At 66.9% G+C, this 25,053-nt stretch carries 27 protein-coding genes; 23 read left to right on the plus strand and 4 right to left on the minus strand.

Annotated features, from left to right (window positions below; genetic code table 11):
• Positions 1–86 precede the first annotated feature (86 nt).
• Entirely contained in the window at positions 87–803 is a 717-nt protein-coding gene (locus tag C8C99_RS12165) for an RNA polymerase sigma factor FliA (protein ID WP_108625888.1), read from the plus strand.
• Between the two features lie 114 nt (positions 804–917).
• Here the strand turns inward: C8C99_RS12165 and C8C99_RS12170 are convergent, their stop codons facing one another.
• The 3 genes from C8C99_RS12170 to flgA form a co-directional block, all read right to left on the minus strand.
• Positions 918–1,292, minus strand: a complete 375-nt coding sequence (locus tag C8C99_RS12170; RefSeq protein WP_056648231.1) for a hypothetical protein — start codon at positions 1,290–1,292, stop codon at positions 918–920.
• Positions 1,293–1,334: 42 nt separating this feature from the next.
• A complete protein-coding gene (flgM, locus tag C8C99_RS12175) occupies positions 1,335–1,655 on the minus strand; it encodes a flagellar biosynthesis anti-sigma factor FlgM (protein ID WP_056648228.1) in 321 nt (106 codons plus the stop codon).
• 94 nt (positions 1,656–1,749) lie between these two features.
• The gene (gene flgA, locus C8C99_RS12180) at positions 1,750–2,472 is read right to left on the minus strand and encodes a flagellar basal body P-ring formation chaperone FlgA (protein ID WP_233247370.1); all 723 of its coding nucleotides are present in this window, start codon (positions 2,470–2,472) and stop codon (positions 1,750–1,752) included.
• Positions 2,473–2,793: 321 nt separating this feature from the next.
• Between flgA and C8C99_RS12185 the strand changes: the two genes are divergently transcribed.
• From C8C99_RS12185 to C8C99_RS12240, 12 genes are all read left to right on the plus strand, one after another.
• Positions 2,794–3,264, plus strand: coding sequence for a flagellar basal body protein (locus C8C99_RS12185; protein WP_056065666.1), 471 nt, complete (start codon positions 2,794–2,796; stop codon positions 3,262–3,264).
• A gap of 36 nt (positions 3,265–3,300) precedes the next feature.
• A complete protein-coding gene (gene flgC / locus C8C99_RS12190; RefSeq protein ID WP_056648222.1) occupies positions 3,301–3,705 on the plus strand; it encodes a flagellar basal body rod protein FlgC in 405 nt (134 codons plus the stop codon).
• Positions 3,706–3,723: 18 nt separating this feature from the next.
• A complete protein-coding gene (locus tag C8C99_RS12195; protein WP_108625890.1) occupies positions 3,724–4,377 on the plus strand; it encodes a flagellar hook assembly protein FlgD in 654 nt (217 codons plus the stop codon).
• A gap of 38 nt (positions 4,378–4,415) precedes the next feature.
• A complete protein-coding gene (gene flgE, locus C8C99_RS12200; protein WP_108625891.1) occupies positions 4,416–5,696 on the plus strand; it encodes a flagellar hook protein FlgE in 1,281 nt (426 codons plus the stop codon).
• Positions 5,697–5,742: 46 nt separating this feature from the next.
• The gene (flgF, locus tag C8C99_RS12205) at positions 5,743–6,483 is read left to right on the plus strand and encodes a flagellar basal-body rod protein FlgF (RefSeq protein ID WP_015015835.1); all 741 of its coding nucleotides are present in this window, start codon (positions 5,743–5,745) and stop codon (positions 6,481–6,483) included.
• A 43-nt stretch (positions 6,484–6,526) separates the two neighbouring features.
• Complete coding sequence (flgG, locus tag C8C99_RS12210) at positions 6,527–7,309, plus strand: flagellar basal-body rod protein FlgG (protein ID WP_056648212.1); 783 nt, start codon at positions 6,527–6,529, stop codon at positions 7,307–7,309.
• A gap of 49 nt (positions 7,310–7,358) precedes the next feature.
• Positions 7,359–8,081 carry a flagellar basal body L-ring protein FlgH gene (locus tag C8C99_RS12215; RefSeq protein ID WP_233247213.1) on the plus strand — a complete coding sequence of 241 codons (723 nt, stop codon included), beginning with the start codon at positions 7,359–7,361 and terminating at the stop codon, positions 8,079–8,081.
• Between the two features lie 289 nt (positions 8,082–8,370).
• The gene (locus C8C99_RS12220) at positions 8,371–9,522 is read left to right on the plus strand and encodes a flagellar basal body P-ring protein FlgI (protein WP_304529397.1); all 1,152 of its coding nucleotides are present in this window, start codon (positions 8,371–8,373) and stop codon (positions 9,520–9,522) included.
• 71 nt (positions 9,523–9,593) lie between these two features.
• The gene (gene flgJ, locus C8C99_RS12225; RefSeq protein WP_108625892.1) at positions 9,594–10,514 is read left to right on the plus strand and encodes a flagellar assembly peptidoglycan hydrolase FlgJ; all 921 of its coding nucleotides are present in this window, start codon (positions 9,594–9,596) and stop codon (positions 10,512–10,514) included.
• A gap of 25 nt (positions 10,515–10,539) precedes the next feature.
• Positions 10,540–12,516 carry a flagellar hook-associated protein FlgK gene (gene flgK / locus C8C99_RS12230; RefSeq protein WP_108625893.1) on the plus strand — a complete coding sequence of 659 codons (1,977 nt, stop codon included), beginning with the start codon at positions 10,540–10,542 and terminating at the stop codon, positions 12,514–12,516.
• 27 nt (positions 12,517–12,543) lie between these two features.
• Positions 12,544–13,797: a flagellar hook-associated protein FlgL gene (gene flgL, locus C8C99_RS12235; protein WP_108625894.1), complete on the plus strand. Its 1,254-nt coding sequence runs from the start codon at positions 12,544–12,546 to the stop codon at positions 13,795–13,797.
• Positions 13,798–13,932: 135 nt separating this feature from the next.
• Complete coding sequence (locus tag C8C99_RS12240) at positions 13,933–15,180, plus strand: HDOD domain-containing protein (RefSeq protein WP_056648198.1); 1,248 nt, start codon at positions 13,933–13,935, stop codon at positions 15,178–15,180.
• 87 nt (positions 15,181–15,267) lie between these two features.
• Here C8C99_RS12240 and C8C99_RS12245 read toward each other — a convergent pair whose 3' ends face one another.
• A complete protein-coding gene (locus tag C8C99_RS12245; protein ID WP_108625895.1) occupies positions 15,268–16,764 on the minus strand; it encodes a PLP-dependent aminotransferase family protein in 1,497 nt (498 codons plus the stop codon).
• A 165-nt stretch (positions 16,765–16,929) separates the two neighbouring features.
• Here C8C99_RS12245 and C8C99_RS12250 point away from each other — a divergent pair, with 165 nt between their 5' ends.
• From C8C99_RS12250 to C8C99_RS12295, 10 genes are all read left to right on the plus strand, one after another.
• A complete protein-coding gene (locus C8C99_RS12250; RefSeq protein ID WP_108625896.1) occupies positions 16,930–17,544 on the plus strand; it encodes a LysE family translocator in 615 nt (204 codons plus the stop codon).
• On the plus strand, positions 17,541–18,446 hold the full coding sequence (locus C8C99_RS12255; RefSeq protein ID WP_108625897.1) for a DMT family transporter: 906 nt from the start codon (positions 17,541–17,543) through the stop codon (positions 18,444–18,446). Before C8C99_RS12250 ends, C8C99_RS12255 begins: the two co-directional genes overlap by 4 nt.
• Complete coding sequence (locus tag C8C99_RS12260) at positions 18,443–18,772, plus strand: DHCW motif cupin fold protein (RefSeq protein ID WP_108625898.1); 330 nt, start codon at positions 18,443–18,445, stop codon at positions 18,770–18,772. Before C8C99_RS12255 ends, C8C99_RS12260 begins: the two co-directional genes overlap by 4 nt.
• 98 nt (positions 18,773–18,870) lie before the next feature.
• A complete protein-coding gene (locus tag C8C99_RS12265; RefSeq protein WP_199226387.1) occupies positions 18,871–20,076 on the plus strand; it encodes a PLP-dependent aminotransferase family protein in 1,206 nt (401 codons plus the stop codon).
• A gap of 6 nt (positions 20,077–20,082) precedes the next feature.
• On the plus strand, positions 20,083–20,712 hold the full coding sequence (locus C8C99_RS12270; protein WP_056648184.1) for a glutathione S-transferase: 630 nt from the start codon (positions 20,083–20,085) through the stop codon (positions 20,710–20,712).
• A gap of 8 nt (positions 20,713–20,720) precedes the next feature.
• Positions 20,721–21,584 (plus strand): PhzF family phenazine biosynthesis protein, encoded by an 864-nt coding sequence (locus C8C99_RS12275; RefSeq protein WP_056648179.1) that lies wholly within the window; start codon positions 20,721–20,723, stop codon positions 21,582–21,584.
• A 180-nt stretch (positions 21,585–21,764) separates the two neighbouring features.
• Positions 21,765–22,640 (plus strand): PhzF family phenazine biosynthesis protein, encoded by an 876-nt coding sequence (locus C8C99_RS12280; RefSeq protein ID WP_056648176.1) that lies wholly within the window; start codon positions 21,765–21,767, stop codon positions 22,638–22,640.
• Entirely contained in the window at positions 22,637–23,356 is a 720-nt protein-coding gene (locus C8C99_RS12285; RefSeq protein ID WP_056648175.1) for a VOC family protein, read from the plus strand. The genes C8C99_RS12280 and C8C99_RS12285 overlap by 4 nt, the downstream gene beginning before the upstream one ends.
• A gap of 6 nt (positions 23,357–23,362) precedes the next feature.
• Positions 23,363–24,004: a LysE family translocator gene (locus C8C99_RS12290; RefSeq protein ID WP_056648172.1), complete on the plus strand. Its 642-nt coding sequence runs from the start codon at positions 23,363–23,365 to the stop codon at positions 24,002–24,004.
• Positions 24,001–24,987 (plus strand): threonine dehydratase, encoded by a 987-nt coding sequence (locus C8C99_RS12295; protein WP_108625899.1) that lies wholly within the window; start codon positions 24,001–24,003, stop codon positions 24,985–24,987. Before C8C99_RS12290 ends, C8C99_RS12295 begins: the two co-directional genes overlap by 4 nt.
• Positions 24,988–25,053: the final 66 nt, after the last annotated feature.

Below are 25,053 nucleotides of genomic sequence, written 5' to 3' on the forward strand. Positions count from 1 at the left end.
CGTTGACCCGAAGCACTCCGATGGCCCCTCCTGCGGCTTGAGAACAAGATTGCCTACCCGCCCTACCAGTGCATAACACCCTCTCTATGTACACCGCCAAAGGCCAGCTTGATCGCGATGCCATGATCCGCCAGCATGTACCGCTGGTGCGGAGGATTGCGCACCACATGATCGCCAAGCTGCCTCCCAACGTCGAGCTGGACGACTTGATCCAGGTCGGCATGATGGGCCTGGCCGAAGCACTGTCCCGCTACGAAGTCGCCCAGGGCGTGCAGTTTGAAACCTTTGCCACCCAGCGCATCCGGGGCGCCATGCTCGACGAGCTGCGCGAGGGTGACTGGATGAGCCGCAGCTCGCGCAAGAGCCAGAAAGACATTGAACATGCCGTACACCGGCTGGAGCAAAAGCTGGGCCGCAGCCCGCTGGAGTCAGAGATAGCGGGCGAAATGGGCATGGGCCTGGCGGACTACCAGAATCTGCTGGGCAAGGTGCGGGGTACCCAGCTGGTGTACCTGGAAGACATGACGCATGGCAACGACGACGAGGACGGTTTTCTGGACCGCCACGTTGCCGACAGCGCGGCCGACCCGGTGGAGTTGCTGCGCGACCAGCGGCTCAAGATATCGCTGGTGAACGCCATCAAAACCTTGCCAGAGCGCGAGCAGCACATCATGGGCATGTACTACGAACATGACATGAACCTCAAGGAGATCGCCGCCGTGCTCGGCGTCACCGAGTCGCGCGTGTGCCAGCTACACAGCCAGTCCATCGCCCGGCTGCGGGCCAAGATGCGCGCGCACTGAGCGCGTACGCCAACCACGCCGGGCGCCGCGAGGGCCGTGGCGTGTGCCAACCAGGCTCCTAGGGTGTCGCATGTGGCCCCCGGCCACAAAACCCTTTTGAGAAATGAGGCGCGCTCAGCCCGCTGAGCGGTAGATGCGCGCGACGCCCGGCGCAGCACCACGCGTGCCCAGGCCATCACCGTAGGTAGACGCTGCATTGGACGGAGGCAGCAGGCCGGCGGCCTGGCGGTCGGTGCTGGCGGCAAGCCGGGCCAGGCTTTCACGATGCAGGGCCAGCATGGTGCGGATAGCATCCGCGCGCTTTTGCAGCGACGCCGGCAGAGGCATGCCACGCGCGGCCGCTTGCTCCAGAGCGCGCGAAAAATCGGCCGCTGCATCACGCAAGGCCGTACTGTGTTTTTCCAGGGAGGTAGGGTCTGCCGCCAGGAGTGCGGTCGAGACTTGTTCGATCAGCTGCTCAACAGCCGAGAGGGATTCTTCCAGAGACATGGCGCATTGTGCGATGGATTGCGCCGGGGAGCAAAACGCCGATCAGCCCCGCGAGCGGGACAGGATCTCCTGGGCGTTGGACAACAGCTTGTCGGCGATGGCTTCGGCATCCACCGAAAATTCGCCCTTTTCGATGGCAGCGCGCACGGCCTTGACCTTGCCCGCATCAAAATCAGCCGTGCTGCGGGTGGAAGGGCTGAGCGCCCGGGCAGCGGTAGAAACAGTGACAGGCACACCGGCGGATGACGCAACGAGCGCGTCTTTGGCGGCGCCTTCAGCAGCGCTTGCTGGGGCCTTGGCTTGCTTGGCAAGCCCCGTCGGCGGCAACCCGCCCGGCAGTTCCGGTGTTTGACCTATCTTCATCGCTCTCTCCACCACCCCGTTGGATGTGGGGCATCAGTAGCAATGTTTTCGACCCATTTGGCCCGGACTTTAGCCATTTATTGCCAGGGCGTCATCACAGAGTGACGTCCACTGTCCCAGAATCATTCACAGTTCCACTTACTATGCGCCCATTCTCCATGCGAACGCGCACAGTCTGCCCGGAAGAGCCTGCGGTCAGTGCCTGACCCGCTGAACTGACCGCATAACCCGGCCCCTGAGCCACCACCTTCACCTGTGCGCCGGCCTTGAACAGCAGAGGGGCTCGCACCATGGCCTGGCGCACCGCCTGCCCTGCCACCAGCTGGCGGGCAGCGGTCTGGCCCACCCACAGGTCGGGATTGGCCATGACAGGAGAGGCATCGGCCGCCCAGTCTACCTCGGCCTCGGTGGCGTCATTGGCCGTCAGCACGGCACCCGGTGCCACATTGTTGGTCAGTACCCAGGCCGGGCCAAACGCCTTGATGGTCACTGGCAAAAACACATTCCATGCGGTGGCGCCCTCCACGCAGCGCAGCCCCAGGCGTGTGCGGCCCCACAGGCGGGCACCCACGGGGAGATAAGGTTCAACGCGCGCGCAGGGCGCCAGCCGCAGGCGCGAATCCAGTGAGCCAACACTTACTTCCATACGCAAAGGCAGTGCAGAGGACGGGTTGCGGGACATCGCATCGTCCAGCCAGCGCTGGGTGAGTGGGCCCAGATCTGCCGCGGGGTCTGCCGCCGACTGGGCGTGTACAGCACCACCAGTGCCCAGCGCGGCCCCAGCCACGGCGCCCACCAGGCACAACCGACGCAACATGGCGCGGGCATGCACAGCCAGCAACGACCGGGTGGTGCTGCGCAGCGCGGCGCCATGGTTGGCAGGAGAGAAAAAGGAGCGGATGGTCATGGGAGCCTCCTGGGCATCGGCTGGCCAGGCTGCCCGCGCACGGTGCGCTACGGAAGGCAGGGGCCATTTCACCCCTGGAACTATAGGCAGATGGCCCATGCGCAAAACCCGGAACTGCGCATCCATTTGCCAGTTCTTCGCGCTTTAGAAAAAAGGCGCGGTTTCCATAATCGAGCAACGCCAAAAAGCCCCCGGGGCTGGCGACTTTGCAACCGACGGTGTGAGGCACACATGCTTGACAAGATGACCAACCAGCTGAATTTTCACGGCAACGCCCTGGTGTTGCGCGGGGAACGCCAGCGCGCCATCGCCAGCAACATTGCCAATGCCGACACGCCCGGCTACGTGGCCCGCGACTTCAAGTTTGGCGACGCGCTGCGCGAGGCCACGGGCATGACCTCTTCCGCCACGGGCACCGCTGGAGCGGCGGTCACGCGGCTGGCCACCGGCGGCTCGTACGGAACCGCAGGCACCACCGATCCGCACCATATCCCGCTGCCCACCGTGAATTCCAGCACCAGCATCGACCGGCAGGGCGCGCTGGGCTATGCCGTGCAGACGCAACCCAGCCTGGACAACAACTCGGTGGACCTGGACCGCGAGCGCGCCAACTTCGTGGACAACGCTGTGCGCTACGAAGCCACGCTGCGGTTCATCAACGGCAACGCCAAAACCATGCTCAGCGCCATCCAGGGCCAGTAAGCAGCCAGACCTGCAGCGCAGAAAGCGAGCCACCCCATGTCCATGTTTTCGATCTTCAACGTGTCGGGCAGCGCCATCAGTGCGCAGTCGCAGCGACTCAACGTGGTGGCCAGCAACCTGGCCAACGTGGATGCCGTGGCTGGCCCCGACGGACAGGCCTACAAGGCACGCCAGGTGGTGTTCCAGACGGCACCCATGGGGGCCGACAGCTCTGCGGGCGTCAAGGTCAGCGGCGTCAGCGAAAGCAATGTGCCCGGCCGCCGCGTGCACGACCCCAGCCACCCGTCGGCAGACGCCGAGGGCTACGTGACCCACTCCAACGTCAATGCGGTGGAGGAGATGGTCAACATGATCTCCGCCTCGCGCTCGTACCAGAACAACGTCGAGGTCATGAACACGGCCAAGTCGCTGCTCCTCAAGACCCTGCAGATGGGCCAGTAATTCCCGGGAGACCCCACCATGATTCTCAGTGCCACCAACGCCGTTACCACCACCACGGATGCGTCCACCAAAGCCAATGCCGCAAGCGACCCCTCGGCAGCCCAGGACCGCTTCTTGAAACTGCTGGTGGCGCAGCTGAACAACCAGGACCCGATGAACCCCCTGGACAACGCCCAGATGACCTCGCAGATCGCGCAGATCAACACGGTGACCGGCATCCAGCAGCTGAACCAGACCATGCAGAGCATGGCCGCGCAGTTCAACTCGCTGCAGGTCATGCAGGGCACCGCCCTGGTCGGCCGCAACGTGCTGACCGAGGGCTCCAGCCTGGCGGTGGCGGACAAGGCGGGCAAGGGCGGCTTCGAGCTGGGCTCGGCCGCCACCAACGTGAAGATCGAGGTCACGACCGCAGGCGGGCAGGTGGTGGACACCATCGACCTGGGCGCCAAGGCAGCAGGCCGCCACACCTTCGACTGGGACGCCAGCAAGTACACCGGCGCCACCGATGCACTGCAGTTCCGCGTGACCGCCGTCAATGGCTCCACCAAGCTGGATTCCACCGCTCTGAGCCTGGCCAAGGTCACGGCCGCAGGCGCCGAGGACGGACAGCTGGTGCTGAGCCTGTCCAACGGAAAAACCATCAACTACAGCCAGATCAAGGCCTTGGTGTAACACCAGCCCGCTTCGTATCGCGTCAACAGGAGAACACCATGAGTTTTCAGCAAGGCCTGTCCGGCTTGAACGCCGCCAGCAAGAACCTCGATGTCATCGGGCACAACATTGCCAACTCCAACACCGTCGGGTTCAAGGCCTCGCGGGCCGAGTTTGCCGAGATGGTGGCCTCGGCCATCGGCTCTGCCGGTGGCTCCAACGCGGGCATCGGGGTGGAAGTCGCTGCCGTGGCACAGCAGTTCACCCAGGGCAACCTGACCATCACCGGCAACAGCCTGGACGTGGCCATCAACGGCAACGGGTTCTTCAGCCTGACCCTGCCCGATGGCACCGCCGCCTACACCCGCTCCGGCAACTTCAAGCTGGACAAGGAAGGCAACATGATCACCAACGACAACGCCAAGGTGATGGGCTTCCCGGTGGACCCGGTCACCGGCCTGCGCTCCGGCACCGACCCCATCCCCATGGTGTTCCCGACCTCCGAGCCGATCCCTGCCAAGCAGACCACCAAGATCACGGCAGCCTTCAACCTGGATGCCCGCGCCACCGACGCCGCAGGCGACCCTGCGGCCACGCCCCCCATCCCGGCCACGCCACGCGCCACCTATGGCACGTCGATCAACGTGTTCGACAGCCAAGGGGTCGCCAAGCCGGTGAGCCTGTACTTCCAAAAAACCGCCACCGACAACACCTGGGACGTGTACGACGCCCTGGACGACCCCACGGCCGTGCCGCCTGTGGTGGCCACGCCCATCGGCCAGATCACGTTCGACAACAACGGCACCATCACCGGCCCGGTGGCTACGCCACCCGCCACCGGCTTCTCGCTGCCGCTCACCGTCAACCCCACGCCGCCCAACCCCAACAACCTGCCCACCTACACCGTGGACGTGAGCCTGGACAAGGTGACCCAGTTCGGCACCAAGTTCGCGGTGTCCAACCTGAGCCAGGACGGCTACACCTCGGGCGAGCTGACCGGCATCAACATCGAGAACAACGGGATGATCATGACCCGTTACTCCAACGGAGTGACGCGTGCCGAAGGCCAGCTCGCGCTGTCCAGCTTCCGCAACACGCAGGGCCTGGCCTCGGTAGGCAGCAACAACTGGGTGGCCACGTTCGAGTCGGGCCAGCCCGTCGTCGGCACCGCCACGGATGGCAGCTTTGGTTCGCTGCGCTCCGGCGCCCTCGAAGACTCCAACGTGGACCTCACGGCCGAGCTGGTGAACATGATGACCGCCCAGCGCGCCTACCAGGCCAACGCACAGACCATCAAGACGCAAGACCAGGTGATGTCCACCCTGGTCAACCTGCGCTGACCGGCTGAGCCCCTACTGAACCCGTACAGGACACCGGAGAGCCCCCATGGACCGCATCATCTACACCTCGATGACAGGCGCCAACGCCGCCGCCCACCGGCAGGCGGTGCTGTCCAACAACCTGGCCAACGTGTCCACCGGCGGGTTCCGCGCCGAGATGTCCACCTTCCGCTCGGTGCCCCTGCAGGGCGACGGCGCCAAGACGCGCGTGTTTGCGCTGGAGGCCACTTCGGGCTACGTCAACACCCCTGGCCCCGTGCAGCGCACCGGCCGCAACCTCGACGCGATGGCCGCGGGCAATGCCTGGTTTGCCGTGCAGGGGCTGGATGGCACCGAGGCCTACACCCGCGCCGGCAGCTTTGAAGTGTCGGCCACGGGCCAGCTGCTCACCCCCACCGGACTGCCCGTGCTGTCGGACGGCGGCGCGCCCATCGACGTGCCACCCGGGGCCGATGTATCGCTCGGGTCGGACGGCACCGTGACCTCCAAGATTCCGGGCCAGCCCGCCCAGGCCATCGGCCGCCTCAAGCTGGCTACGCCCACGCCCGAAGACCCGCTCAAGCGCGGCGACGACGGGCTGTTTCGCACCACCTCGGGCGACCCCATGCCCAATGACGCCAACGCGCGCATGCTGTCAGGGGCGCTGGAAGGCTCGAACGTGAACCCGGTCGAATGCATGGTCGGGATGATCGCTGCATCGCGCCAGTTCGAGCAGCAGATGAAGCTGCTGCAGACCGCCGAAACCAACGACAAGACCGCCAGCCAGTTGCTGAGCATGAACGGCTGATGCCGCTGCCACCCCACGCACGCACCCGCCATAAGGAAGCACCATGATCAACTCCCTCTGGATCGCCAAGACCGGCATGTCTGCCCAGCAGACCCAGCTCGACGTCATCTCGCACAACCTGGCCAACGTCTCCACCACCGGCTACAAGCGCAACAACGCGGTGTTCGAAGACCTGATCTACCAGAACCTGCGCCAGGTGGGCGCCAACACCACCGAGCAGAACCAGCTGCCCACCGGCCTGCACCTGGGCCTGGGCGTGCGCACCGTGGCGACCAGCCGCAACTTCATGCAGGGCAGCCTGCAGGAGTCCAAGAACAACCTGGACGTCGCCATCAACGGCAACGGCTTCTTTGAAGTGACCATGCCCGACGGCACCGTGGGCTACACCCGCGACGGCTCCTTCCAGGTCGATGCGCAGGGCCGCATGGTCACATCCAGCGGGCTGCCCGTGGTCAACGGCATCACCATTCCGGCCAACGCCACCAGCGTCAGCATCAGCGCCGAAGGCGCCGTGGCTGTTACCGTCCCGGGCAATACGCAACCGCAGACCGTGGGTAACCTGGCCATGGCCAGCTTCATCAACCCGGCCGGCCTGGAGCCTATCGGGCAGAACCTGTTCAAGGAATCCGCCGCGTCCGGCCAGCCCCAGCAAGGCACCCCTGGCACGAACGGCCTGGGCATCATCAAGCAAGGCTTTCTGGAAGCCTCCAACGTGAACGTGGTGGAAGAGCTGGTCACCATGATCCAGACCCAGCGCGCCTACGAGATGAATTCCAAGGCCATCCAGACCTCGGACCAGATGCTGGCCAAGCTGGCCCAGCTGTGACCCCCTTGTGACCTCCCTTTCGCCCGCGCTTTCGCCCAGGACCTTCGCCATGCGCACTTTCACACGCTCCCTTCGCCTGCTGCAGGCACTTGGCTCGCTTCGCGCGGGCGTCCCCGCCCTGGGCGCAGCACTGCTGTGCGCCGGTTGCGCCACCCTGTCGCCACCGCCGCCGGTGGACATCCTGCCCACCACCCCGCCGCCGCTGACCGCTGCACCGCGCACCCCGCCCCCGGTGACCGGCGGGCTGTTCCACAACGCCAGCTACCGCCCCGCGTTTGAAGACCGCCGCGCACGCCTGGTGGGCGACAACGTGACCGTCCAGATCGTGGAGAACGTGACGGCCAGCCAGAAGTCCTCGTCCACGGTGGACCGCGACTCCAAGGTCTCCGCGGGCGTGACCGCCCTGCCCTTCACCAGCACCAGCTTCACCGACAAGCTGGGCGTGGGTGCTTCGTCCGGCAACGCGTTCTCGGGCAAGGGTGGCACCGAAAGCGCCAACACCTTCACCGGCTCCATCACCGCCACGGTGGTGGATGTGCTGCCCAACGGCCACCTGGTCATCGCCGGCGAGAAGCAGATCGGCGTGAACCAGAACGTGGATGTGCTGCGCTTTTCGGGCACGGTGGACCCACGCGCGCTGCAGCCCGGCAGCATCGTGAACTCGACCCAGGTGGCCAACGTGCGCGTCGAATCGCGCGGACGCGGCGCGCAGAACGAAGCCCAGGCCATGGGGTGGCTGGGCCGGTTCTTCAACACCGTCACGCCGTTCTGACCGCCCAGGGCTTCGGCATCTCCACGCACTTGGCGCCGGGACATCGGCGCTGCGCCCCATCGGCGCCCTCTCGGGCGGCGGCGGGGTGCGCGCCATCCATCACTACCAATTTGATAGCTGCTTGCGCATATAGCACTAGCACATCCGGCTGTTTTGTTCAAAAAGTCACTCGCCAGAGCGCGAGCGGCGCACGCCTGCGCTCACCCCGTGAAAGCGCGCTCCAGACCCATCCAATAAGCCGGTGAACCTGCTTCTTTTTGGGTTTTAGTTCTGGCCATGGCCCACCACAATGGATGCCATGAAAGCCTCGTCCCACTCCCCCCTGCCCCGCACCGTGCGCGCCCTGTGGCTGCTGCTGGCCGTTGTGGCCGCAGGCCTGGCAACGCCGGCGCAGGCCTTGCGCGTCAAGGAAGTGGCGGCGGTGCAGGGTGTGCGCAGCAACCAGTTGACGGGCTACGGCCTGGTCGTCGGACTGGACGGCACGGGTGACCAGACCACACAGATGCCCTACACCACGCAGGCCATGTCCAATTACCTGCAACAGATGGGTATCAGCCTGCCACCCGGCACGGCGTCGCAGCTGCAGCTCAAGAACGTCGCAGCGGTGATCGTCACCGCGCAACTGCCCGCATTCGCCCAGCCGGGCCAGCAGATTGACGTGAACGTCTCGTCCATGGGCAATGCCAAGTCGCTCAAGGGCGGCACGCTCATCGTCACGCCGCTGCGCGGCGCCGACGGCGAGATCTATGCCCTGGCCCAGGGCAACATGGTGGTCGGCGGCGCTGGTGCGTCGGCCGGTGGCAGCAAGGTGCAGATCAACCACCTCAGCGCAGGCCGCATTCCGCTGGGTGCGCAGGTGGAACGGGCCGTGCCCACGCCCCTGAACGAAGGCGACACCATCAACCTGGGCCTGAACGCCTCGGACTTCCAGACCGCCCGCCGCGTGGCGCAGGTGATCAACGCCAAGCTGGGCCAAGGCCTGGCCACCGCACTGGACGGCCGCACGGTACAGGTGCGGGCTCCCATCGACCCCGGCGCCCGCGTGGGCTTCATCGCCGACCTGGAAGAGCTGCCGCTTGAATCGTCCACCCCCGCGGCCAAGGTGGTCATCAACGCCCGCACGGGGTCGGTGGTGCTCAACCAGTCAGTCACGCTGGGGCCTTGCGCCATCGCCCACGGCAACCTGTCCATCACCATCAGCTCCACACCGGTGGTCAGCCAGCCCAATGCCTTCTCGCAAGGGCAGACGGTGGTCACGCAAAAGAGCGACATCACCATCAACCAGGAGCCGGGCAACGTGATCCAGATGCCCGCGTCGCCGCAACTGGCCGACGTGGTCAAGGCCCTCAACACGCTGGGCGCCACGCCGGGCGACCTGCTGGCCATCCTGCAGGCCATCAAAGCCGCCGGCGCACTGAACGCCGAGCTCGAGGTGATCTGAATGAAGCACCCCCTGCGTCGCTTCGCGCCGGATTCACGGCCTGTGGGTGACCCACCGCAAGAGGCTTGACCATGGCCCTCACCCTCCCCTCCTCCGGTAGCACCACCAGCCCATCGAACGCGCTGGCGGTCGATATCCGCTCGCTCAATTCCCTCAAGTACGACGCGGGCACCGCCAACAGCGCACAGGTCACGCGCGAGGCGGCCAAGCAGTTTGAGTCGCTGTTCATGCGCGAACTGATCAAGAGCATGCGCGACGCCACGATGAAGTCGGGCCTCATGGAAGGCGAGCAGGCCAACCTGGGCCAGGACATGCTGGACCAGCAGCTGTCGGTCAACATGTCGGGCCAGCAGGGCGGTCTGTCGGAAGCCATTGCCCGCCAGCTCTCGCGCCAGATGGGGGGCGCAGATGCCAACTTTTCGGTGCCTTCCACGCTGAGCCTGCCGCAGGCCCAGCCCCGGTCTGCGACCTCCGCCACCACGTCGTCCGTCGATACCACCCTGCCGGTCCCCAAAGGCCGCGAAGGCTTTGTGCAGCACCTGAGCGGCACCGCCGAGCGCGTGGCACAGGAGAGCGGCATTCCCGCCAGCTTCATGCTCGGCCAGGCCGGACACGAAACCGGCTGGGGCAAGAGCGAAATCAAGACCGCCAGCGGCGGCAACTCGTTCAACCTGTTCGGCATCAAGGCAGGCAAGGGCTGGACCGGCAAGGTGGCCGAGATCACCACCACCGAATACATCAACGGTACCCCCCGCAAGGTGGTGGCCAAGTTCCGTGCGTACGACTCGTACGAGGATTCGTTCCGCGACTACGCCAAGCTGATCACCGACAACCCGCGCTACGAAAAGGCCCAGGCCACCGCCAAGACGGGCTCTGCCGTGGCCTACGCGGCCGAGCTGCAAAAGGCGGGCTACGCGACCGACCCCGAGTACGCCAAGAAACTCAGCGGCGCCATCAACAGCGCACTGCGCGTGCAGCGCGCCCAGGCATGATGGACCAGAAGAACCGAGGTAAGCCATGAGTCTGCTCAACGTCGGCGCCCGCGCCCTGCTGGCCAATCAGGTGGCCCTGCAGACGGCGGGCCACAACATTGCCAACGTCAACACGCCCGGCTATTCGCGCCAGACCGTGGTGCTGCAAACCGTGCAGGGCCAGTTCACGGGCGGTGGCTACATCGGCCAGGGCGTGGACGTGCAGACCATCCTGCGCAACCAGAGCGAGCTGCTCACGCGGCAATCGGCCGCTGCCGGATCGACCCAGGCGGCCGACGCCGTGCGCGCCGAGCGCCTGAGCCAGTTGCAAGAAGTGTTCAGCGGTGGCACCCAGGGTCTGGGCGCCGCCATCAACGACATGATGAACGCTTTCTCGGACGTGGTCAGCAGCCCCACCGACATCACCGCACGCACGGTGGTGCTCACGCGGCTGGACGAAACGGCCGCACGCATGCGCACGGCCAGCGACCGGATCAACGAGATCGAGTACACCGTCAAGGAACAGCTGCAGAGCAGCGTGACCGCGATCAACAGCCTGGCCACCCAGATGGCGGCCATCAATGAGCAGATCGCCCGTGCCACCGGCAATGGCCAGAGCCCCAATGACCTGCTGGACCAGCGCGACCAGATCATCCGCGACATCAACCAGTACGTGCAGACCACCCAGATCCCGGCGGATGACGGCACCGTGGGCCTCTTTGTGGCGGGCAGCCAGCCCTTGGTGCTGGGCTCCACGGCCACCAGCCTGTCGATCGGGGATGCGACGGCCTTCCCGGGCAGCGGCCAGTCCAAGCTGTTTTTCAATCGCCCCGGAGCCACCCCCGTCGAACTGGACGAGAACGTGCTGGGCGGCGGCACTGTCTCGGGCCTGCTGCGCTTTCAGAACACCGACCTGAGCGAAGGACGCAACCTGCTGGGCCGCATGGCGCTGGCCATCGGCATGACGATGAACGACCAGCAGAACCTGGGCCTGACGCTCGACGGCGTGCCGGGCAAGGACCTGTTCGCCTTGCCCACCAGCATGCCGGGGTACACCAACGGTGCAGGTGTGGGCACGGTGTCGTTCACCGGCCCTACGCAATTCGCGGCCTCGGACTATGAAATCCGCTTCACCACAGGTACCGCCGGGCAGGTGGTGCGCCTGTCCGATGGCAAATCGACCCCGTTCACCGACGCGGCCAATCTGGCCACGCTGCAGATCGACGGGCTCAACTTCAACCTGACTACACCCGGCAACCCCGGCGAGCGCATGCTGTTCAAGCCGTTCAGCACGGCCGCCAACAACATCCAGGCGCTGGTGTATTCGCCGCGCGACCTGGCCGCCGCCAACCCCATCAACGCGGCCATGGGCACCGCCAACGGCGGCACCATGCAGCTGGGCAATCTCAAGGCCACGGGCCTGCCCAACCCGCCGGGGCTGGTGCTGCCGGCCAATGCCAACCCTGCGGCCGTCCCACCCATCCTGGGGGGTATCCAGCTGCAGTTCAACGCCGGGCCGCCCACGACGTACGACGTGCTGGACCGGGGCACCGCCCCCCCCACGTCGCTGGCCACCGCGCAGCCTTACACCTCGGGCCAGCCCATCTCGATCAACGGCTGGGAAATCACGCTGCAGGGCACGCCCAAGACGGGCGATACCGTGGTGATCGGCAATGCGGTGGACCCGCAATACGGCGACACCTTTACCCGCAACGCGGGCAATGCCAGTGCGCTGATGGGCCTGCGCGACGTGAAAATGTTTGACGAATCCACCCTCACCGACGGGTACGCGGGCGCCATTGCCCAGGTGGGCACGCGCACCCAGAGCGCCAAGTTTGCAGAACAGCTGTCTTCCACCATCGCGGCCAACCTGGAGCGCGACCGCACGGCGGTCTCGGGCGTGAACCTGGACGAAGAGGCGGCCAAGCTGATCCAATACCAGCAGGCCTACCAGGCATCCGCCAAGATGATCCAGATTGCACAGAACATTTTTGATTCGCTGATCCAGGGCCTGGGCCGCTAACCGCCGCCCCAGTGTGAGGAGTTCGACATGAGCACAAATATCTACCGCGTCGGCACCGCCAACATGTATGACAACGCGCTGCGCAATCTGGGCGCGCGCCAGACCAGCCTGACCACCTTGCAGGAGAACCTGACCTCGGGCAAACGCGTGGTGCGCGCCAGCGACGACCCGGTGTCGGCCGCGCAGGCCGAGCGTGCGCTCAACCGCCTGTCGCGCATCCAGACCGAGCAGCGCGCGCTGGAAACCCAGCGCAATGCCATCGCGCAGGCCGAATCGACGCTGGGCGACGCGGTGGGCCTGGTGCAGAGCTTCCGCGAGCTGGTGGTGAATGCGGGCAGCGCCACACTCACCACCAACGACCGCGCCACCATCGCCAACCAGCTGCAGGGCCTGCGCGAACAGCTGGTGGAAGTGGCCAACCGCAAGGACACCAATGGCATCCCGTTGCTGGGCGCGCTGGGCAGCGCCCTGGCGCCGTTCCTGGGGCCCCTCAGCAGCAGTCCCGACTACGTCTTTGATGGCCTGCCCGGCCAGACCGCCAGCAATGGCGTGACCATCCCCGGTACCGTGGACGGCGACGCCGCTTTCATGTTCGACCCCAACCGCGATGGCGTGTACACCGCGGGCGTCAGCCCCATCCCCAACAGCCGCCAGCTCACCACCACCCCCGTCACGCCCGTGGACAAGAGCCTGATCACCGGCGACAACTACACCATCACCTTCAGCGCGGTGGGCGCGGGCGCCACGCCGGGCACGAGCACTGCCACCTACACGCTGACCAACACCACTACGGGGGCCGTGTCTGCGCCCGTCACGGTGCCCGACTACCCCACCGACAAGCCGGTCACCATTTCCGTCACCGGCATTCCGGGGCTGACCTTCGATATCCAGGGCAACCCTGCCAACGGCGACACCGTCACCCTGCAGCCCAGCCCGAGCATGTTCAGCACACTGGACAGCGCCATCAACGGCATCCGCAACGCCCCCAACAGCAACGCGGCCATCCAGGCCGTGGGGCAGGCACTGGCCAACATGGACGTGGGGCTGGAGCGGCTGCACAACATCCGCGGCTTTGCGGGCGAACTGCTGAACCGGGCAGACCGCATCACTGGCGACCAGGACAAGCGCTCCATTCAGCTTGAAGGCGACCGTTCGCGGGCGGAGGATCTCGATATGATCAAGGGCATTTCCGACTTCCAGAACCAGCAGGTGGGTTATGAGGCCGCACTCAAGTCCTACGCGCAGGTTCAGAAGTTGTCGCTGTTCAACTTTATTGGCTAAGAGCCTGCGCGGCAGGGTGTTGTGGGTACTGCACCCGGTGCGCCCTGTGCCGCCCGGCCTCAGCACCGGCTGGTGCACCGTGGCGACACCCATCCCACGCGCGCTGGCTGGCCCCGTTTTTTTGCCTGAGAGCACATGGTCCAATCCGTCCTTGGCAGCCTGATCCTGGGCTACCGCCCTTTGTGGAACCGCGCCCGCAAACTGGCGGGCATCCAGCTGTACGCCCACAACGAGGCCTCGGCGGCGGTCGACGGCGGCCACCTGCTGCGCACGCTGCAGGAGCTGTGGTCAGCCAGCTCCCCCCCGCTGCTGATCTCGGCAATGACCCGCCAGCTGCTGTGCGACCTGCTTGAGAACGCGCCACGGGCCGCACCCTGGATCGAGGTGCGTGGCGAGTGGCTGTCGGACTCGGCCATCTATGACCGGGTGAAGGCCGCGCACCAGCGCGGGTTGCGCATGGTGTGGCGGGGCGACATGGACAAGCTGCCCGAGCCCGAGATTGCCCGCTGCTTTGACAACAGCCTGCTGACCCTGCGCCCCGAAGACGCCGTGACCGCACTGCAGGCCACGCCCCCACGCCCCGGCAGCGCAGCGGCTGCCACTGCAGCGCCCGCCGCCAAGCGCACTCCCAGCCCGGTGCTGGCCGGCCAGATGTACGAAAACATTGCCAGCCGGGCCCTCATGGAGCATTGCCTGGACCAGGGCAACGCGATGGCCCTGGCCGGTTGGCCCACGGAAGACGTGCTCTACAGCCTGCGCCACCATCCGCAACAGCCGTCGCACGCGGTGATCTTCAAGCTCATGAAAGCCATCGACGCCGAGCAGTCGCTGGAGACCTTTGAAGACATCATGGGCGAGGACCCGCTGCTCGCCTACCGCTTCATGGTCTATACCAACTCGGCCGCATTGGGGCTGCGCACGGGCATCGATTCGCTGCGCCGGGGCCTGGTGATGATGGGCTACAGCTCCATCAAGCGCTGGCTGTCCGACCAGCTGCCCCATGCAAGCACCGAGGCCAACATGCAGCCGGTGCGCGAAGCCATGGTGATCCGCGCCCAGCTCACCGCCAGGCTGCTGGACGCAGGCATCGAGAACGACCTGCGCCGCGAAATCTACCTGTGTGGCCTGCTCTCCCAGATCGATGAGCTGCTGGGGGAGCCGCTCGGCACCATCCTCAAGCGCCTGCCCCTGTCCGAACGTATCTACGACGCCGCCGTGCTGCGCACCGGCCCCTACACCGGGGGCCTGCAGATGGCCTGTGCGCTGGAGACGGACGATGCCAGCGCCATCCGCCAGCTGTGCGAAACCTTCGAGATGGATCTGGAAGAGGTCAACCGCGCGCTGCTGCGGGTGCTGTCTGACCTGGAAGTGGAACGGAAATAAGCGCGCCCCGAGCCGCCGCGTGCCTTCTCCCGGGCCTGCAACGCGTTGAAGCGCTTGCTCTGCGCGAACGGGCCGATCCCGGCTTGCTTACCTCGCCTGCTCGTCGCGCACCCGGGCAAACGCCTTCCAGAACGCCGCCTCCTGCGTGGTGGCAAAGTTGATGCGCATGAGCGTGCTGGGCTTGCGCTCTGCATGGAACAACGCACCGGGCGCCAGCAGGTAGCCTTCGTCCAGCATGCGCTGCGACAGCGCATCAGTGTCTACCCCCGTCTCCACCCAGCCGAACAGGCCCACCGGCTCGGCTGCAAAGGTGCAGCCCGCCCCCATGGCGAGCTTGACGCTGCGCGCACGGGCGGCATCGAGCCGGGTGCGGATGCGTTCGGCGTGGCGGCGCAGCTGCCCTTGCTCGATGCACAAGGCCAGGGCTTTTTCCAGTAGCGCAGGCGTGGTGAGCGTGGCCAGCAGCTTGGTGTCGAGCAACTGTTCCACCAGCGCGGGCGGCGCAGCCATGAAGCCGATGCGCCAGTTGGGCGCCAGGATCTTGGCGAAGCCGCTCACGTAGATGGTGCGCTGCAGGCCATCCAGCGCCGTGAGGCGCGTGGCGTGCTCCGGTGCAATGTGGCTGTAGGTATCGTCCTCCACCACATGGAAGTTGTGCTGGTTGGCCAGCTGCAGCACGCGGTGGGCACTGCCCGGCGACAGGCAATAGCCCGTGGGGTTGTGGAACACGCTCACGCTCACGTAGAGCTTGGGCTTGTGCACCTCGCAGTAGCGCGCCATCACCTCCAGGTCAGGGCCATCGGCGCGGCGCGGCACGGGCAGGATGTGCATGCCCAAAGCAGCCAGGCGCGCAAACTCCACCGCCCAGCCGGGCTCCTCCACCATCACCGGGTCGCCCGGGCGCAGCAGCGTACGGCTCACGATGTCGAGCGCGTGCGTGGCGCCCACGGTGGTGATGATGTTCTCGGGCACCGTGTGCACGTTGAGCGTGGAGAGCTTCTTGGCCAGCACGCGCCGCAGGCCTGCATCGCCCAGCGGCTCGCCGTATTGCAGAGAGAAGTCCTGCAGAGCGCGTGAGTTGGTGACCTTGCGCACCGCAGCAGGCATGAAGGTGGACTCCAGCCAGTCGGGCGGGAAGACCCCCATGCCAGGCTGGGGCTTGTCGCTGATCTTGTGGAACATGCCCCGGATCAGCGCCGTGGCGTTGACGGGCGAGACCCCAGGGCCTGCGCGCCCGGCGGCACGCGCTGCAAACCAGTGCGCCGTGCTCCAGTTGGCCGCCGCACTCTCCAGCGCCAGATCGTCGGGGCGTGCCCGTGTGTCGAGGTCGGCGTCCGACGCGTCCGCCGCCCGGCCACTTTCACGCACAAAAAAACCCCGGTTCTTGCGCGCCTCCACCAGCCCCTGCGCCAGCAGCTGGTCGTAGGCCGCCACCACGGTGGAAGGGCTCACCCCATGCTGCTGCGCGCATTGGCGCACGGAGGGCAGCCGCGCGCCCGGCGCCATCAGGCGGTTGCGGATGCGTTCGGCAAACCGGGCAGACAGTTGTTCGGTCAGCGACTGGGTGGACGATTTCATCAGCATGGTGGCATCCTGCAGGGGTGCGCCGCCAGGCGCCTGTGTGTATTGTTTTGCCGGGCAATACAGATTTGCAACTGCCCCGACTGTCTGTACTGGTCGTGTACTGGTAGCAAGATTACATTGGAGGCAGACCTCCGACAAGCCCCCTACCTATCCCCGCACCCCACCATGAGCGTCGCCGAACTCACCGCCCTGCTGCTGTTTTGCACCGCCATGAGTTTTTCGCCAGGGCCCAACACCACCTTGTCCACCGCGCTGGCGGCCAACCTGGGCCTCAAACGCGCACTGCGGTTTTGCCTGGCCGTGCCCACAGGCTGGACACTTCTCATGCTGGGCAGCGGCCTGGGCTTGGGGGCCCTGATCACGGGCGTGCCCGCACTGCGCTGGGCGGTCACGCTGCTCGGGGTGGCCTACATGCTGTGGCTGGCCTTCAAGCTGGCCCGCGCTGGCCAGCTCACCGCCATCGACCCCGCGCGGCTCAACGTCACCTTCTGGCAGGGCGTAGGCCTGCAGTTCGTGAACATCAAGGCCTGGATGCTGGCGCTCACGCTCAGTGCCGGATGGGTGGTCAACGCCGCCGGCCAGCCTGCCGCCAACCCGGGGGAGCGCCTGGCCATCATCTGCGGTGTGATGATGGTGTTTGCCTTCTCCAGCAATTTTGTCTATGCGCTGGTGGGCTCGCTGCTGCGCCAGTGGCTGGCGCAGGGCGCGCGCCTGCTGTGGTTCAACCGCCTGCTGGCCCTGGTGCTGGTGGCAACTGCACTGTGGATGCTGACGCTATGAAGCCCGAAGAAATCAAGGGCCTGTGGCTGGGGTTGCTGGGTGTCACCATCTTCGCACTGACCCTGCCCATGACCCGCATGGCGGTCGGCACGCCCGAAGCGCCACAGATGTCGGGCGTGTTCATTGCCCTGGGACGGGCGGTGGTGGCTGCCGGGCTGTCGGCCCTGTTTTTGCTGGCCACGCGTGCGCCCTGGCCCCGGCGTGAAGACTGGTGGCCCCTGGCCATCACGGCCGCGGGGGTGGTGTTCGGGTTTCCGCTGTTCACCTCGGTGGCCATGCGTTATGTGGAGGCCGTGCACGCCAGCGTGATCGTGGGGGTGTTGCCGCTGGCCACCGCCGCTGTGGGCGCGCTGCTGCACCGGCAGCGCCCGTCGGCAGGCTTCTGGATCTGCGCCGCCATTGGTAGCAGTTTGGTGGTGGGGTTTGCGTTGCTGCGCTCGGGCAGCGCAGGGCTGGCCCTGCACCCGGCCGACGCGCTGCTGCTGGCCGCCATGGCCTGTGCTGCCGTGGGCTACGGGTATGGCGCGCGGCTGTCGCAGCGCATGCGGGCCGAGCATGTGATCTGCTGGGCGCTGTTGATCGCGTTGCCGATCACCCTGCCCGCCACATTCATCGCCCGCCCGCAGGGCACGCTGCAGGCCTCGGCCTGGTGGGGCTTTGCCTACGTGGCCGTGTTTTCGATGTGGCTGGGGTTTTTTGCGTGGTACCGGGGCCTGGCCCTCGGGGGCACCGTGCGCGTGAGCCAAGTACAGCTGGTGCAGCCGTTCCTGGGCATGCTGTTTGCCGTGCCTTTGCTGGGCGAGCGGCTTGATGCCGTCACCCTGGGGTTTGCGCTGGCTGTGATTGCCACCGTGTTCGTCGGAAAGAAGATGCCTGTGCGCGCAGTGAAAGGCCAGCCATGAAAATGCAACACATCCCGTTTGCCACCACCGACTGGGCGGCCATTCCGCGCGAAGAAAAAGGCGCCGAAGCCGGCCAGGCCTTCTGGCGCACCCAGACCTTTGGCGAGATGCGCGTGCGCATGGTGGAGTACACGCCCGGCTATGTGTCCGACCACTGGTGCACCAAGGGCCATGTGCTGCTGTGCCTGAGTGGCGAGCTGCACACCGAGCTGGCCGACGGCCGCCAGTACACCCTGACGCCCGGCATGAGTTACCAGGTGGCGGACAATGCAGAACCCCATCGGTCCACCTCAGCCCAGGGCGCCACCCTGTTCATCGTGGACTAAGAAGATGTGAACACGCCCGCCAGGGCTGCTGCACACCCATTTTTTGACAACAACTTTGCAACCGTAGCGGCCCAGGCGGCCGCCCGCAGGAGACGAGAGTGAAACTGAACGACCTTCCCACCCCCAGCACCTGGACCCTGGCACGCCGCGCCGAGCGCATGAACCCCTCGGTCATCCGCGAAATCCTCAAGGTCACCGAGAAGCCCGGCATCATCAGTCTGGCGGGCGGCCTGCCATCGCCCAAGACCTTCCCGGTGTCGGCCTTTGCCGCCGCCTCGGCCGCCGTGCTGGCCAACGACGGCCCGGGCGCCCTGCAATACGCCGCCAGCGAAGGCTACGGCCCGCTGCGCCAGGCGATTGCCGACTTCCTGCCCTGGGACGTGGATGCCGAGCAGGTCCTGATCACCACCGGCTCGCAGCAGGCGCTGGACCTGATTGCCAAGGTGCTCATCGACGAAGGCAGTCGCGTGCTGGTCGAAACCCCCACGTACCTGGGCGCGCTGCAGGCCTTCACGCCCATGGAGCCCAACGTGGTGTCGGTCGCCAGTGACGACGAAGGCGTGCTCATCGACGACTTGAAGGCCAAGGTGGGCACGGGTGCGAGCAAGGCGCGCTTCCTGTACGTGCTGCCCAACTTCCAGAACCCCACGGGCCGCACCATGAGCGACGCGCGCCGCGCCGAGCTGGTGGCCGCCGCCGCCGAGCTGAACCTGCCCCTGGTGGAAGACAACCCCTACGGCGACCTGTGGTTTGACGCCCCGCCGCCCGCCCCGCTCACGGCCCGCAACCCCGAGGGCTGCATCTACATGGGCTCTTTCTCCAAGGTGTTGGCCCCCGGCCTGCGCCTGGGCTTTGTGGTGGCACCCAAGGCCGTGTACCCCAAGCTGCTGCAAGCCAAACAGGCGGCCGACCTGCATACGCCTGGCTACAACCAGCGCCTGGTGGCCGAGGTGATGAAGGACGGCTTCCTGGACCGCCACGTGCCCACCATCCGCGCGCTGTACAAGCAGCAGTGCGAGGCCATGCTGGCCGCGTTGACGAAGGAAATGGCTGGCCTGGACGTGCACTGGAACCGTCCCGACGGCGGCATGTTCCTGTGGGTGCGCCTGCCCGCAGGCATGAGCGCGATCGAGCTGCTGCCCAAGGCGGTGGAGCGCAACGTGGCCTTTGTGCCCGGCGCCGCGTTCTATGCCGACAACGCCGACCAGCGCACGCTGCGCCTGTCGTTCGTGACCTCCACGGTCGAGCAGATCGCCACCGGCATCGCCGCGCTGGCTGCGGCCATTCGTGAGCACCAGGGCTGATTCGGCATGCTGAGGCTCTGGGGTCGCCTGTCGTCCATCAACGTGCGCAAGGTCGTGTGGGCCGTGCAGGAACTGGGCCTGCCCTCGGTGCAGCGCACCGACGCGGGCGGCCAGTACGGCATCGTGCGCGAGGCGCGCTTTCTGGGCCTCAACCCCAACGGCCTGGTGCCGCTGATCGAGGACGAGGACACGGGCGTAGTGCTGTGGGAGTCCAACCCCATCATGCGCTACCTGTGCGCCCGGCATTCGCTGGGCAACCTGTACCCCGAAGACCTGCCCACGCGCTTTGTGGCCGAACAGTGGATGGACTGGCAACAGACCACGCTCAACCCCGCCGGGCGTGATGCGTTCCTCCAGTGGATTCGCACCCCTGCCGCGCAGCGCAATGAGGCGCTCATCGCCGCATCGGTCGCACTGACCGAACCGCTGATGGCGATGCTCGATGCCCACCTGGCGCGCCAGCCCTTCATGGCGGGTGAGCGGTTTACCATGGCCGACATCCCGGTGGGCTGCGAGATCCACCGCTGGTGGGGCCTGCCGCAAGATCGCCCTGCACACCCCCATCTGGAGCGGTGGTACAACACGGTCAGCACCCGCCCCGGCGCCCGGGGCGTGTTGGATCAGCCTCTCGCGTGAGCCTCTCCATGCACCAGCGCCCCTTCAAGCAGATCGACGTGTTCAGCGACCGCCCCGGCTACGGCAACCCCGTGGCCGTGGTGCTGGATGCCGACGGCCTGAGCGACAGCGACATGCGCCGTTTTGCGGCCTGGACCAACCTGTCGGAAACCACCTTTCTGATGCCGCCCACCGACGCCGGGCGCGCGGCCGGGGCCGACTACCACTTGCGCATCTTCAGCCCCAGTGGCGAGCTGCCTTTCGCGGGCCACCCCACGCTGGGCACCTGCCACGCCTGGCTGCAAGCGGGCCACCGCCCGCAGCAAGACAGCATGGTGATCCAGGAATGCGCACTGGGCCTGGTGCGCATTGCGCTGAGCGGCGACACGCTGGCGTTTGCCGCGCCCCCGCTCAAGCGCAGCGCCCCCAGCCCCGCGCTGGTGCCGCTGATTGCCAGCGCCCTGGGCCTGCGCCCGCAGCAGATTCTGGGTGCGCAGATGCTGGACAACGGCCCCGTGTGGCTGGGCCTGCTGCTCGACAGCGCCGACACGGTGCTGGGCCTGCGCCCCGACCACGCCCGCCTGAAGGACCTGGGCCAGGACGTGGGCGTGATCCATGTGGGCCCTGCCGCCAGCAACACCGCCCAGCCCGGCGTGGTGGTACGCGCGTTTGCCGCGCCCATGGGCAACCCCGAAGACCCGGTGACGGGCACCCTCAACGCCAGCCTGGCCGAATGGCTGATTGCCGACGGCCTGGCCCCCCGCAGCTACCTGGTGGCCCAGGGCGAATGCCTGGGCCGCGCGGGCCGCGTGCACATCCGCCAGGACGATGACCACCAGTTGTGGGTGGGCGGCCGCGCCGTCACCTGCATCGAAGGCACGGTGCTGCTATGAGCCCGCGCCGCCTTGCCCCACACCCCAGTGGCTGATCCCCGCGACTGATTCGAACTGGGCCCTTCGCGCAACGGGGGCCGAGCCAATGACAACCCGTTCCCACCGGCAACCCCCCGGTGAGCCCCCGGCGTGCCCGGCCCACCCCGCTCCATTGCTTTTTTGCTCTCAAGGACCTGCCCCATGCACCAACGCCCGTTCCAGCAAGTCGATGTGTTCACCGCCACGCCCTACCGGGGCAACCCCCTGGCCGTGGTGCTGGACGGCTCCGGCCTCACCACCGAAGCCATGCAGGACTTCACCAACTGGACCAACCTGTCCGAAGCCACGTTCCTGCTGCCCCCCACACCGGAAGGCCGCGCCGCCGGTGCCGACTACCGCGTGCGCATCTTCTGCCCCGGGCTTGAGCTGCCGTTTGCCGGACACCCCACGCTGGGCAGCTGCCACGCATGGCTCAAGGCTGGCGGGCAGCCCCAGGCAGTCGGCAAAGTGGTGCAGGAATGCGGCGTGAGCCTGGTCACGCTGCGCCAAGACGGCGAACGCCTAGCCTTTGCTGCGCCGCCCCTCATCAAGAGCGGCCCGCTGGCCGAAGAGGACGTGGCGCTGATCGCGCGCGGGCTGGGCGTGGCGCGCAGCGACATCCTGCACCACGCCTGGTGCGACAACGGACCCAACTGGCGGGGCGTGATGCTGCGCAGCAGCGAGCAGGTGCTGGCGCTGAAGCCCGACGCCAGCCTCCTGGGCCAGCTGGACGTGGGCGTGGTGGGCCCGCGCGGCAAGGTCGGCGTCATCGGCAGCACTGACGCCGAAGGCATCGCCTTTGAAGTGCGCGCCTTTTTCCCCGGCAACAACGGCCTGGCCGAAGACCCCGTGACCGGCAGCCTGAACGCAGCGCTGGCCCAATGGCTCATCGGCGCCGGGCTGGCCCCCACCCAGTATGTGGCCGCCCAGGGCACCTGCCTGGGCCGCGCCGGGCGGGTGTTTGTGGAGCAGGACGGAGACACCCTCTGGGTCGGCGGCAGCTCGGTCACCTGCATGGCCGGTGAGGTGCTGCTGTGACCGCCACGACCACCCAACACGCCCCTTGCGTGGACCACCTGGTCGTGCTGGCGGCCGACCTGGCCAGTGGTGTGGACTGGTGCGAACGCACGCTGGGCATCACCCCCACGGCGGGCGGCGAACACCCGCTGATGGGCACCCACAACCGCATCTTCAACGTCTCCAGCCCGGCGCATCCGCGCGCCTACCTGGAGATCATTGCTATCAACCCAGGAGCAACCAAGGCAATACCCGCTAGCGCAAGACGCTGGTTTGACATGGATGACGCCAATTTGCAGGCCCAGGTGGCCCAACATGGCCCGCAGCTCATCCACTGGGTGGCGAGCGTGCCGGACGTCGCGGCCGCGTGCACAGCGATGTCGGCGCTGGACATTGAACGCGGCGCCGTCATCACCGCCAGCCGCCCCACGCCCCATGGCCTGCTGCAATGGCAGATCACTGTGCGCGACGACGGCCTGCGCCTGATGGACGGATGCCTGCCCACCCTCATCCAGTGGGGCACCGTGCACCCCTGCGACAGTCTGCCTGCCAGCGGCGTGCAGCTGAAACAACTCGCACTGCAGCACCCGCAAGCCGCCACCTTGCAGGTGGCGTGCAATGCCGTGGGCGTGGCCGCCTCCGTCCTCGTCACGCCGGGCGCCGCACCGCGCCTCTGTGCCCAGCTCAGCACGCCGCAGGGCCCCGTCACCCTCACCTCGTTCACCCCCCAGGAGTAAACCGCCATGCTGTTTTCGTTGCAGGAATTGCTGTTCTTCGCGCTCGCCGCCCTCGTGCTGGTGCTCACGCCGGGCCCCAACATGGTGTATTGCGTCTCGCGCAGCCTGACCCAGGGGCCACGCGCCGGGCTCATCTCGCTGACCGGCGTGGTGCTGGGTTTTGTTGTGCACCTGCTGGCAGCGGCGCTGGGCCTTACCGCGCTGCTGGCCGCCGTGCCGCTCGCGTTCGACGCCATCCGCTACGCTGGCGCCGCCTACCTGCTGTGGATGGCCTGGCAGGCCATCAAGCCCGGTGGAGCCGCACCTTTTGAAGCGCGCAACCTGCCGCACGACCGCCCGCGCACGCTGTTCCTCATGGGCTTCATGACCAACCTTCTGAATCCCAAGGTGGCCATGTTCTACCTGTCGTTCTTCCCCCAGTTCCTGCACCCCGAGCGCGGCCAGTTGCTGCTGCAAAGCCTGACGCTGGGCGCCGTGCAGATCGGCACCAGTGCCGCCGTGAACGCCCTGCTGGTGCTGGGCGCCGCCCGCGTGGCGCTGTTCCTCAACCGCAACGCTGCCTGGATGCGTGCGCAGCGCTACTTCATGGGCACCGTCCTCGGTCTGCTCGCCCTCAAATTGTTGACTGAAAAGAAAGCCGCCGCATGAACACCCGCCTCGACCCCACCGCCCTGCTGCCCACCCTGGCCGACATCGAAGCCGCTGCCCAGGTGGTGTACCGGGACTTCGCCGCCACGCCCCAGTACCGCTGGGGCCTGCTCAGCCAGCGCCTGGGCACCGACTGCTGGCTTAAACACGAGAACCACACGCCCGTGGGCGCGTTCAAGATCCGGGGCGGCCTGACCTACTTTGACCAGCTCGCGCAACGCGGCGCGCTGCCCAAGGAGGTCATCAGCGCCACCCGCGGCAACCACGGCCAGAGCATGGGCTGGGCTGCGCGCCGCCACGGCGTGGCCTGCACCATCGTCGTGCCGCGTGGCAACTCGGTGGAGAAGAACGCCGCCATGCGCGCTTTGGGCGTCACGCTCATCGAACACGGCGACGACTTTCAGGAAGCGCGCGAACACGCCATCCAGCTGGCGGCCCAGCGCGGCGCCCACATGGTGCCCAGCTTCCATCCCGACCTGCTGCGCGGCGTGAGCACCTACTGGTGGGAGTTCTTGCGCGCCGTGCCGCAGCTCGATGTGGTGTACGTGCCCATCGGCCAGGGCTCAGGCGCGTGCTCGGCCATCGCCGCCAAGCTGGCGCTGCAGCACTCTGTGCGCGTGGTCGGCGTGGTCAGCAGCCATGCCACCACCTATGCCGATTCGCTGGCCGCCGGCCACGTGGTCGAAGCACCGGTGACCACCCAGCTCGCAGACGGCATGGCCTGCCGCGTGGCAGACGCCGAGGCGCTGGCCGTTCTGGCCCCGCACATCGACCACATCGTGCAAGTGAGCGACGCCGAAGTGGGCGCCGCCATGCGTGCGATCTTCACCGACACCCACAACGTGGCCGAGGGTGCGGGCGCCGCCGCGCTGGCGGCAGCCCTGCAAGAGCGCGATGCCCTGAAAGGCCAGCACGTGGGCCTGGCGTTGACAGGCGGCAACGTCGATGCCCCGATGTTCGCCAACACCCTCGCCAGCCACTGACAGTCTGTTGGACAATGCCCTCGCATGGCTCCCACGGGGGCCGTGACATAACAAAACCGTTGAGGG

Source organism: Acidovorax sp. 107, from assembly GCF_003058055.1.
Taxonomy (GTDB): Bacteria; Pseudomonadota; Gammaproteobacteria; order Burkholderiales; family Burkholderiaceae_C; genus Acidovorax.